Below are 10,741 nucleotides of genomic sequence, written 5' to 3'. Positions count from 1 at the left end.
CTGGCCTGGTGTTCGTCTCGTCGTCGGTTGACACCAGGGCCGTCTATCTCCGGCGGCAAATGTAAAAAATTTAACAATTGCCGTGCGGCCTGCAAAGTGAGGTAATATCTGCCATCTTATGCATGTGGCAAGGTGCGATCCACGCGACGGTGGCGCGCGTCCTTGCCAACCGTGAAGGAGGGCGAAGTGGACGTTGCACCGCAAACCGCATTGGCATTGCCGCATCGCGGCGCCGTTTCGCCCTTGTTGGCGCAGTTCCACCAGGTCGAGCTGGCCGCCATCGAGACCCTGTTCGACGCCCTCAGCGACGTCGCCTTCTTCGTCAAGGATAGGGGCGGGCGCTACCTCACCGTCAACCACACGCTGGTGCGCCGTTGCGGCCTGCGCAGCAAACAGGAGCTGCTCGGCCGCACCGTGCTCGAGGTGCATCCGCGCCAATTGGCGCAAGCCTATCTGGCGCAGGACCGCCAGGTGATCGAGGCCGGCAGCACCATCATGAAGCACCTCGAACTGCACCTCTACCCGAACCGGCGCAACGGCTGGTGCCTGACCCACAAGACCCCGCTGCGCGACGAGCACGGCGCCATCGTCGGCCTGGTCGGCACCTCGCACGACCTCGGCCTGGCCGACGAGCGCCACCCGGTCTACGGCAAAATCGCCAGCATCGCCCAGCAGATCCGCGACAACTACCACCGCCCGCTGTGCCTGAACCAGCTGGCGCAGGAGGCCGGCCTGCCGCTGGCGCGCGTCGAGCGGCTGTTCCAGCGCGTGTTCCACTACAGCCCGCGCCAACTGCTGTTGCAGTCGCGCCTGGACGGCGCGCTGGCGCTGATCGAGGCCGACCCGGCGCGCGGCATCGCCGACATCGCCGCCGTCTGCGGCTACACCGACCACAGCGCCTTCAGCCGCCAGTTCAAGGCGCTCACCGGCATGACGCCGGTGCAGTACCGCCTGCGCCACCACGGCGAACGCGGCTGAGCCGCCGCACCCGCACCCGCACCCGCACCCGCACCCGCACCCGCACCCGCACCCGCACCCGCACCCGCATGGCGTGCTCGGGCCACCCGACGGCCCGGCTTGCCGGCTGTCGCATTTCCACCCCGCCGACTGTGCCGATCCCGCCAGCGCGCCTGCCTAAATGTAGCGAACCGCCCGCCGCCCCGGCCGTGCCGGTCTTTTGGGCAAGCTTATCAGGATAGTATTTCCTTGCCCGGAAGCCATTTCCGTCCGCCCGGCGCGCGACCGGCGCGGCAGCGGCACTCCGCCAGCGCACCCACACAAGAGTCATCACCCGACCTCACCAATTGAAGGAGTGGAAGACATGTCATTGCCAAGCACCCCCGCACGCCTGCCCAAACTGCTGCTGGCCAGCCTGATCGGCGCCGCCCTCGCCGCCACCGCCGCCGCCCCGGCCCACGCCGGTGGCGGGCGCTCCGCCGCGCCGGCCGCCGATGAAAACGGCCGCCTGAAGCAGGCGCCGATGCCGCAACTGCGGCAGAACCTGCCGCCGTCCGAGGAGCAGAGCCGCTACCGCCTGTCGCCCAGCAACAAACCGCGCTACGACCTGCTGCCGCGCCAGCAGCGCAACAGCGTCCAGCCGCTGTCGGCCACGCCGGCCTGCAAGGACATGGCCGTGCTGGCCGGCCACAGCGGCGCCGCCCTGGCCGACTACCTGGTCGGCCTGCCCGACTTCGAATGCACCTATCCGCTGTTCTCGTTGAGCGCCGAACAGGCCGCCGTGGTCTATTCGGCCGCCAACTACAACGCCGTCGCCAGCCGGCTGGCGCAGGAGGGCGCCGCCTACAACGCCAGCGGCATGGCGCTGGTCAACCTGGTGCTGTACCTGCGCGCCGGCTACTACCTGGCCTACAGCGAGCTCGGCCCGATGCCGCCGTCGGCCCTCACCACCACGCTGCGCGGCCCGATCAGGCAACTGGCCGAGGGCGCGGCGCTGTTCCGCGAGAACCCGCTCGCCCTCACCACCGCCAACGAGACGCTCAAGCTGATCACCAATATGCAGGACGAGGCCTACTACCTGCCCACCCTGCGCGGCGTGGTGCAGCGCTACACCAACCGACCCGACGCGCCCAACGCCGTCGAGCCGCTCAAGCAGCCCACCGCCGCCTACGGCTTCACCGAGCTGTTGACGGTGTTCTTCTACGCCAGCGGCCGGCCCGCCGCCCAGCCGGCGCTGGAAAACGACCTGTCCTACGCCACCGCGCTGAACCAGTTCGTCCGCGCCAACAAGGCCGCCCTGTTGAACAGCAACGCCGCCTACCAGCTGACCGACGCCAGCAACGAGGCCTTCCGCTTCATGCGCTACCCGGCGCTCAAGGCCGGCATCAAGCCGATGGTGGTCGACCTGCTGGCCAGCACCTCGCTCAACGGCGCCGACCGCGACCTGTGGCTGACCGGCGCCATGGCCGTCAAATACAACGACAACGACAACTGCGCCCAGTACGGCACCTGCGGCTTCGAGACGGCGCTGGCCAACGCCGTGCTCAAGTTCAGCAAGACCTGCAGCCCGACCCTGCGCATCCGCGCCCAGGAGATGAGCGAGGCGCAGCTGCAGGACTCTTGCCAGCGCCTGCAGACGGAGGAGGGCTACGCCCACAGCATGCTGCTGACCAAGAACACGCCCGTGGCCGGCGACGGCAACGCCTCGCTCGAGCTGGTGGTGTTCGACGACTACAGCAACTACAGCAAATACGCCTCGGTGATCTACGACATCCTCACCGACAACGGCGGCATGTACCTGGAGGGCGAGCCGTCCGCCGCCGGCAACCAGGCCCGCTTCATCGCCCACGAGGCGTCCTGGCTGCGGCCGAACTTCCAGGTGTGGAACCTGGAGCACGAGTACGTCCACTACCTCGACGGCCGTTTCGACTTGTACGGCGACTTCGGCCAGTCCACCGCCAAGCCCACCGTCTGGTGGATCGAGGGCATCGCCGAATACCTGTCGCTGAAGAATAACAACCAGGCGGCGATCGACATGGCGCGCAGCGGCAGCTACCGCCTGAGCGAAATCTTCGGCAACAACTACCAGATGAGCGACTACAGCAACCGCGCCTACCGCTGGGGCTACATGGCGACCCGCTTCATGGTCGAGCGCCACCGCGCCGACGTCGACGCCGTGCTCGGCAAGTTCCGCCTGGGCGACTACGACGGCTACCAGAGCTACATGGGCCAGATCGGCAGCCGCTACGACAACGAGTTCGCCAGCTGGGCGGCGACGGCCAGCACCGCCGGCGAACCGCCGCTGCCGCTGCCGGACGACCGCGAGTGGCCGACCTGCCCGGCCTCGCCCTACCTGGGCAAGAATTGCGCGGTCAAAAACCTTGCCTCCTCGACCCAAGCCTACGCCTACATCATGCTGCCGGCCGGCGCAAGAAACGTTAAATTGGCCACCGTCGGCGGCAGCGGCGATGTCGACATGTATGTCGCGCTGGACCGCTATCCCAGCGCGACGTCCTACGACCTGTCCTCGGTCCACGCCGGCAACGCGGAAAGCGTGGCGATCGCCGCGCCGGCCATCGGCCGCTGGTACTACATCACGCTGCAAGCCAAGCAGCCGTTCAGCGGTGTGAGCGTGCGCGCCAGCTACGACTGAGCCCGCGCGGTAGCGGCCGGCGCGGCGGATGGTCGCCGCCGCCGGCCCGTTTCCGCCGCGTTTTTGCCGGTTTTTCGAGCATCGCCGGCCGCCCATTCGGTATAATGGGCGGCAGGCGAGGGCGGTTTTTTGCCTAAATTTGTATATACAACTGTCGTCCTGTTAAGATGTTTTTTCTGGCAAGTATGCGTGGTGGACCGCATCGTTGCGGGCGTTTTTTTTCCCGTCCGGCGATCCCTGCAACAGCGCGCAAAGCGCGACATAGCGACAATTCTCTCCAAAAACCACACCTCCCTCCCTTCCCGCCGGCCGAGCTTGCGCCGCGTCAACATCGTTGCTCTTTCCGTACATGCACTGTTGGTTTCTGGCAACTATATGCTTTTATTTCATTATTTTTGCGATGAAATTTCCCGCCTGATACGGCAGGAAACACATGTGCACAAGTGAGGTAGCACATTCACTATGTTCTATAAGTATCTAATTTATCGATATATTTTTCTGCGACCATTCTTCAAGGAAGTTCGCTAAGTCCTTCATTTCATTAATAAAATCGCTGTTTTGCCGGGTGGAAAGCGCTTGACCACTATCTTGGCATCCTCTAAAGTGGGCAACTGTGTGAAAAAGTGTGTTTTTGTGGGAAATTCCCCCAGGTTCCAGCGTCGCGCAACTCCGTCCGCAACTCCGTCCATTTCTGAGGTCTAAAGGTAATCCCGTGTTTCAAGGCGCGTCCGCAATCAGTCTCGATGCCAAAGGCAGGATGTCTATCCCCGCCAAGCACCGTGACGCGCTCGCCATCCAATGCGAGGGCCGCCTGACCCTGACCAAGCACCCGGACGGTTGCCTGCTGTTCTTCCCCCGCCCGGTGTGGGAAAACCACCGCGAACAAATCGCCACCTGGCCGATGTCGGCCCGCGCCTGGCAGCGCATCTTCCTCGGCAACGCCTGCGACGTCGAACTCGACTCGGCCGGCCGCGTGCTGATCTCGCCCGAGCTGCGCAACGCCGTCGGCTTGGCGCGCGAGGTCATGATGATCGGCATGGGCACCCATTTCGAGATCTGGGACGCGGCCAAGCTGGCCGAAAAAGAGCAGCAGGCGATCGCCGCCGGCACCCCCGATGTACTCAATAATTTCTCCTTCTAAGGCTCCGTGATGACAACAATACCGGTGCCGGAATTTCAGCATCGTACGGTGCTGCTGGACGAGGCGGTCGACGCCCTCGACCTGGCGGGCCTGCGCGCCGACGGCGTGTACGTCGACGGCACCTTCGGCCGGGGCGGCCACAGCCGCCTGATCCTGTCCAAACTGGGCGCCAAGGCGCGCCTGGTCGCCTTCGACAAAGACCCGCAGGCCATCGCCACGGCCGAGCAGATCGCCGACCCGCGCTTCCAGATCGTGCACGACAGCTTCGCCACCATGCGCGCATCGCTGAGCGAGCGCGGCGTGCAGCAGGTCGACGGCATCCTGCTCGACCTGGGCATCTCCTCGCCGCAGGTGGACGACGCCGCGCGCGGCTTCAGCTTCCGCAACGACGGCCCGCTGGACATGCGCATGGACACCACGCGCGGCATCTCGGCGGCCGAGTGGCTCGCCACCGAAACCGAACAGACACTGGAAAAGGTGATCAAGGAATATGGGGAAGAACGGTTTGCTTTTCAGATTGCAAAGGCGATTGTTGCTCGCCGGGCAGTCGAACCAATTTCAAGCACACGACAGCTTGCCGCTATCGTGGCAGGCGCGGTCAAGACTCGGGAGAAGGGCAAGACCCGGCCACCCGTACTTTTCAAGCTATCCGGATTTTCATCAATAAGGAACTTGAAGATCTCGAGATCGGTCTGAGCCAGGCCTACGCCTGCCTGGCGCCGGGCGGCATTTTCGCCGTCATCAGCTTCCATTCGCTGGAAGACCGCATGGTCAAGCGCTTCTTCGCCTCCAAGGCCAACGTGCCGCAGCCGGACCGGCGCCTGCCGATCCGCGCGGTCGACCTGCCGCAGCCGGAGCTCAAGCTGCTGGCCAAGTTCAAGCCCTCCGACGCCGAGGTCGACGCCAATCCGCGCTCGCGCTCGGCGGTGATGCGCGTCGCCCGCCGCCTGCCGCTGCCGTCGTCCACCTCGGAAGGCGCGCAGTGAGCGGTAAGATCAACCTGGTACTGACGGCCTTATTGGTCGGCTGCGGGCTGTCGCTCGTCAACGCCCAGTACCAGGCGCGCCACCTGTTCATCGAACTCGAGCGCACCCAGTCGCAGGCGCGCCAGCTCGACATCGAGTGGGCCCAGCTGCAACTCGACCAGTCGACGCTGGGCAAGCACGCGCGTATCGAGCAGATCGCCCGGCGCGACCTGAACATGACGGCGCTGACGGCGGCGCGCACCCAGTACCTGTCACCGGAAGGCGACAAATGAAACGCAACAGCAACGCCAGCGGCTCGCGCGTGGCGGCGTCGAAAGGCGTGCCCTTCTCGAAGAACCCGGTGCTGGCCGTGCGCCTGCCGGTGTGGCGCTCGCGCGTCGTGCTGTTCGTCTTGTTCGCCGCCTTCGCCGGCCTGGCCGGCCGCGCCGTCTGGCTGCAGGGCCTGTCGACCCAGTTCCTGCAGAAGCAGGGCGAGATCCGCTACGCCCGCACGCTCGACCTGCCGGCCACGCGCGGCAAGATCACCGACCGCGAGGGCCAGGTGCTGGCCTCGTCGATCCCGGTCAAGGCCATCTGGGCCATCCCCGACGACGTGCAGGACGCCCCGGTCGCCAAATTGAAGGCGCTGGCCAGGCTGCTCGGCATGAGCGACGCCGAGCTGCAGAAAAAACTCGACTCCGACCGCGGCTTCGTCTACCTCAAGCGCCAGGTCGAGCAGGACATCGCCGAGCAGATCACCAAGCTGGGCATCGAGGGCATCCAGACCCGCAAGGAATACAAGCGCTTCTACCCGCAGGGCGAGGTGACCACCCACATGGTCGGCTTCACCAACGTCGAGGACGTCGGCCAGGAGAGCATGGAGCTGGCCCAGCAGAAGACCCTGGTCGGCCTGCCCGGCAGCCGCCGCGTCATCAAGGACCGCCTCGGCCACATCGTCGAGGACATCGGCTCGGTGCGCGAGCCGCACGACGGCAAGGGCCTGACCCTCTCGCTCGACAGCAAAATCCAATACATCGCCTTCACCCAGGTGAAGGAGGCGGTGGAGAAGTTCAAGGCCAAGGCCGGCGCCGCCGTGGTGCTCGACGTGCACACCGGCGAGGTGCTGGCGCTGGCCAACTGGCCCGCCTACAACCCCAACGACCGCTCGGTGCTGACCGGCGACCAGCTGCGCAACCGCGTCATGACCGACACCTTCGAGCCCGGCTCGTCGCTCAAGCCGTTCACCGTCGCGCTGTCGCTCGACACCAAGCGCATCAAGCCGACCACCCTGTTCGACACCGGCAACGGCTCCTTCGTCATCGGCGACCGCGTGGTGCACGACACCCACCCGCACTACCTGACCGACGTCACCACCATCATCCAGAAGTCGTCCAACATCGGCACCTCGAAGATCGCGCTGCAGATGCCGCCGCAGGAGATGTGGGAGATGTTCACCAAGGTCGGCTTCGGCCAGCAGCCCAAGTTCGGCTTCCCCGGCGCCGTCGCCGGCCGCGTCCGCCCGTACAAATCCTGGCGGCCGATCGAGCAGGCCAACATGAGCTTCGGCCAGGGTATCTCCGTGTCGCTGCTGCAGCTGGCGCGCTCCTACCTGATCTTCGCCCGCGACGGCGACATCATTCCGCTGTCCTTCCAAAAGGTCAACGAGGCGCCGGCCGGCACCAAGGTGGTCAGCGCCAAGACCGCGCGCGAGATGCGCGACATGCTCGAACTGGTGACCCAGCCGGGCGGCTCCGCGCCCAAGGCGCAGGTGGCCGGCTACCGCACCGGCGGCAAGACCGGCACCGCGCAAAAATTCCTCAACGGCCGCTACTCGCAGACCAAATACATCGGCAACTTCGTCGGCATGGCGCCGATGTCCAACCCGCGCTTCGTCGTCGCCGTGATGATCGACGAGCCGGGCGGCCCGGCCCACGTCGGCGGCGACGTCGCCGCGCCGACCTTCGCCGCGCTGGTCGCCAACGCGCTGCGCGCCAAGAACATCACGCCCGATTCCACGGTGACCCATATCATCATTCCTGAGAACTCCGAACAGGAGAACATGTGAGCACCCGCATGACAACAAGCAACTTCGAGCCGGGCGCCGTCGCCGCGCAGATCCGCGCGCTGGCGCCGCAGGCGCAACTGGCCTCCGACTCGCGCCGCATCAAGCCCGGCGACGTGTTCTTCGCCTATCCCGGCGACGCCGGCGACGGCCGCAGCTTCATCGAGCAGGCCGTCGGGCAGGGCGCCGCCCTGGTGGTCTACGACCCGGCCGGCTTCGCCTGGAACGCCGCCTGCGGCGTGCCGCGGCTCGCCGTCGAGCAGCTCAAGGCGCGCGCCGGCGCCATCGCCCACGCCTATTACGACGCGCCGGACGCCGCCATGTTCAGCGTCGGCGTCACCGGCACCAACGGCAAGACCTCGTCGGCCGTCTGGCTCGGCCAGGCGCTGTCGCGCGCCGGCCAGCCGGCCGCCGTCATCGGCACGCTGGGCGTCGGCCTGTTCAAGCCGCGCGGCGAGGTCGACTACGACGTCACCGGCTACACCACGCCGGACGCCGTGCTGCTGGCCCGCACCCTGGCCGACTGCCGCGCCGCCGGCGCCGCCGCGCTGGCGATCGAAGTGTCGTCGATCGGCTTGCAGCAGGGCCGCGTCGCCGGCATGCACTTCGACGTCGCGCTGTTCACCAACCTGACCCGCGACCATCTGGACTACCACGGCGACATGGCCGCCTACGAGGCCGCCAAGACCCGCCTGTTCGACTGGCCCGGCCTGAAAACGGCGGTGCTGAACCTGGACGACCCGGTCGGCCTGCGCCTGGTCGACCATGTGCGCGGCAAGCTGGCCGGCGCCATTCCCGTCATCGGCTACACCCTGCGCGACGGCGTCGCCCAGCCCGACCTGGACGGCGTGCTGATGCTGCGCGCCAGCCAGTTCCGCAGCAGCCGCAGCGCCGGCACCGAATTCCATCTCGACTGCCCGCTCGGCGCGGCGCTGGTCAAGACCCGTTTGGTCGGCCACTTCAACATCAGCAACGCCCTCGGCGTGCTCGGCGCCCTGCTGGCCAAGGGCCTGGGCCTGCGCGCCGCCATCGAGGCCATCGAGGCGCTGCGCCCGGCCCCCGGCCGCATGCAGCAGGTCGGCGGCCAGGACGCGCCGATGGTGGTGATCGACTACGCCCACACGCCGGACGCGCTGGAGAAAACCCTGCACGCGCTGCGCCAGGTGGCCAGCGACCGCGGCGGCCAGCTGTGGTGCGTGTTCGGCTGCGGCGGCGACCGCGACCCGGGCAAGCGGCCGCAGATGGGCGCCATCGCCCAAAGCGCCGACCACGTGCTGGTCACCAGCGACAATCCGCGCAGCGACTGACCCGCACGCGATCATCGCGCAGATCGTCGCCGGCATGGAGCGCAACCATCCGAAGTCGACGCTGCAGACGGTGGAGGACCGCGCCGGCGCCATCCTGTCGGCCATCAAGCACGCCGCCAAGCCGGATGTGATCCTGCTGGCCGGCAAGGGCCACGAGCCCTACCAGGAAATCAAGGGCAAGAAGCTGCCATTCTCCGACGCCGACCACGCCCAGCTGGCGCTGTCGGCCCGACTGACCATGATGAGGACGAACTGATGCACGCTGTATTGGCACAGCTTCTGCCTAGTATCGCCGGCGCGCGGCTGGAAAACTGCGCCGCCGGCAGTGTCACCAGTATCACGTTCACGGGTGTCTCGACCGACAGCCGCAGCGTGGCGGCCGGCGCCTTGTTCGTCGCCCTGCGCGGCGAGGTGTTCGACGCCCACGCCTTCCTGGCCCAGGTGGCCGAGCGCGGCGTCGCCGCCGTGGTGGTGGAGGAGCTCCCTGCCGGCTGGACCCTGCCGGCCATCGTCGTGCCCGACACCCTGGTCGCGCTGGGCCAGATCGCCAACCACTGGCGCCGCCAGTTCGACCTGCCGCTCATCGGCGTCACCGGCAGCAACGGCAAGACCACCGTCAAGGAAATGATCGCCGGCGTGCTGGCCGCCGCCTATGGCGAAGACGGCCGCCTGGCCACCCGTGGCAACCTGAACAACGAAATCGGCGTGCCGCTGACCCTGTTCCGCCTGGACGCGGCGCAGCGCGCCGCCGTGGTCGAACTGGGCATGAACCACCCCGGCGAGATCGGCCGCCTGGCCGCCATCGCCGCGCCGACCATCGGCATGGTCAACAACGCCCAGCGCGAGCACCAGGAATTCATGCACACCGTCGAGGCGGTGGCGCTGGAGAACGGCGCCGTGCTGGCCGCGCTGCCGGCCGACGGCGTCGCCGTCTTCCCGCACGGCGACGAGTTCACGCCGCTGTGGCAGGGCCTGGCCGGCGCGCGCCGCGTGTTGACCTTCGGCCTGTCGAAGGACGCCGAGGTCAGCTGCACCTTCCGCGCCGGCGACTTCGGCAACCAGATGTTCATCACCATCCGCCAGGACGGCGCCGAGGCGGCGCAGTTCTTCGTCGCCCTGCAGGCGGCCGGCGAACACAATGTGCGCAACGCGCTGGCCGCCGTGGCCTGCACCTTCGCCGCCGGCATTCCGCTCGAGGCGATCAAGCTGGGCCTGGACGGTTTCGCGCCGGTCAGCGGCCGCCTGCAAAAGAAGGCCGCCGCCAACGGCGCCGTGCTGATCGACGATACGTACAACGCCAATCCGGACTCGGTGCGCGCCGCCATCGACGTGCTGGCCAAGGCCGCCGCGCCGCGTGTGCTGGTGCTGGGCGACATGGGCGAGGTGGGCGACCAGGGCAGGGAGTTCCACCAAGAGATCGGCGCTTACGCGCAGAGCAAGGGCATCGAACAGGTGCTGACCATCGGTGAATTGGCGCGCCACATGCACGGCGCATCGATTCGTCATTTTGAACATATCGACGCACTTTTGGCCGCGCTGGACGCGACCGTGACGTCGAGCGCAACCGTATTGATCAAGGGCTCCCGTTTCATGAAGATGGAACGGGTCGTGCAGCATTTGATTGGATCGCAACAAGCTAACAAGGAAACACACTAA

General features: G+C 67.0%; 7 protein-coding genes and 2 pseudogenes. All 9 read left to right on the top strand.

Features of this window, described 5'->3' with window-relative positions:
- Positions 1 to 210 precede the first annotated feature (210 nt).
- Positions 211 to 978: a PAS domain-containing protein gene (locus QC826_RS24225; RefSeq protein WP_409567901.1), complete on the top strand. Its 768-nt coding sequence runs from the start codon at positions 211 to 213 to the stop codon at positions 976 to 978.
- 343 nt (positions 979 to 1,321) lie between these two features.
- A complete protein-coding gene (locus tag QC826_RS24220) occupies positions 1,322 to 3,610 on the top strand; it encodes a M9 family metallopeptidase (RefSeq protein ID WP_279762798.1) in 2,289 nt (762 codons plus the stop codon).
- Between the two features lie 192 nt (positions 3,611 to 3,802).
- Positions 3,803 to 4,057: a hypothetical protein gene (locus QC826_RS24215; protein WP_279762797.1), complete on the top strand. Its 255-nt coding sequence runs from the start codon at positions 3,803 to 3,805 to the stop codon at positions 4,055 to 4,057.
- Positions 4,058 to 4,322: 265 nt separating this feature from the next.
- The gene (gene mraZ, locus QC826_RS24210; protein WP_093388244.1) at positions 4,323 to 4,751 is read left to right on the top strand and encodes a division/cell wall cluster transcriptional repressor MraZ; all 429 of its coding nucleotides are present in this window, start codon (positions 4,323 to 4,325) and stop codon (positions 4,749 to 4,751) included.
- A 9-nt stretch (positions 4,752 to 4,760) separates the two neighbouring features.
- A pseudogene (rsmH, locus tag QC826_RS24205) lies at positions 4,761 to 5,737 on the top strand (16S rRNA (cytosine(1402)-N(4))-methyltransferase RsmH).
- Positions 5,734 to 6,009 carry a cell division protein FtsL gene (ftsL, locus tag QC826_RS24200; RefSeq protein WP_093388246.1) on the top strand — a complete coding sequence of 92 codons (276 nt, stop codon included), beginning with the start codon at positions 5,734 to 5,736 and terminating at the stop codon, positions 6,007 to 6,009. The pseudogene rsmH and the gene ftsL overlap by 4 nt, the downstream one beginning before the upstream one ends.
- Positions 6,006 to 7,781, top strand: a complete 1,776-nt coding sequence (locus QC826_RS24195) for a peptidoglycan D,D-transpeptidase FtsI family protein (RefSeq protein ID WP_279762796.1) — start codon at positions 6,006 to 6,008, stop codon at positions 7,779 to 7,781. Before ftsL ends, QC826_RS24195 begins: the two co-directional genes overlap by 4 nt.
- 8 nt (positions 7,782 to 7,789) lie before the next feature.
- A pseudogene (locus tag QC826_RS24190) lies at positions 7,790 to 9,341 on the top strand (UDP-N-acetylmuramoyl-L-alanyl-D-glutamate--2,6-diaminopimelate ligase).
- A complete protein-coding gene (gene murF, locus QC826_RS24185; RefSeq protein ID WP_279762795.1) occupies positions 9,341 to 10,741 on the top strand; it encodes a UDP-N-acetylmuramoyl-tripeptide--D-alanyl-D-alanine ligase in 1,401 nt (466 codons plus the stop codon). The pseudogene QC826_RS24190 and the gene murF overlap by 1 nt, the downstream one beginning before the upstream one ends.

It is taken from the genome of Rugamonas sp. DEMB1, from assembly GCF_029834475.1.
In the GTDB taxonomy this organism is placed as follows: Bacteria; Pseudomonadota; Gammaproteobacteria; order Burkholderiales; family Burkholderiaceae_D; genus Rugamonas; species Rugamonas rubra.
The sequence above is the reverse complement of the archived record's forward strand: the minus strand, read 5'-3'. Positions and strand labels throughout refer to the sequence as shown.

Excerpts from the sequence above, each read along its gene's own strand:
- QC826_RS24220 (WP_279762798.1), top strand. The coding sequence starts at position 1,322 with ATGTCATTGCCAAGCACCCCCGCACGCCTGCCCAAACTGCTGCTGGCC.
- QC826_RS24195 (WP_279762796.1), top strand. The coding sequence starts at position 6,006 with ATGAAACGCAACAGCAACGCCAGCGGCTCGCGCGTGGCGGCGTCGAAA.
- murF (WP_279762795.1), top strand. The coding sequence starts at position 9,341 with ATGCACGCTGTATTGGCACAGCTTCTGCCTAGTATCGCCGGCGCGCGG.